Genomic DNA, 252 nt, shown 5'->3' on the forward strand with positions numbered 1-252 from the left:
GTTGCTTTTTCCCCCGGTACATTTGAACCGCAGCATCAATTTTTACAACTGACTTCACTGCAATGGCTTCTTTCATGTCCGCACTTACATCCCACACCTTGGCCATGAGTGTACCAGAGCGATCTCCCAGCTCCAGATTGAGATACTCACTTTGATTGCTTGCGACACAAGCTTCCTTGTTTTTTACCAGGCAAAACGCGACAACACGCTCTCCTTCTTGATAATCCGCGAGATATTTCATCGACTCGTCCC

Annotated in this window: 1 pseudogene; it reads right to left on the reverse strand. The window is 47.2% G+C overall.

What is annotated here, in order from left to right:
• A pseudogene (locus SB773_RS33455) lies at positions 1-241 on the reverse strand (3'-5' exoribonuclease YhaM family protein); the annotation flags it as partial.
• Positions 242-252: the final 11 nt, after the last annotated feature.

Source organism: Bacillus sp. SIMBA_074 (genome assembly GCF_046534555.1).
GTDB lineage: Bacteria > Bacillota > Bacilli > Bacillales > Bacillaceae_G > Bacillus_A > Bacillus_A mycoides.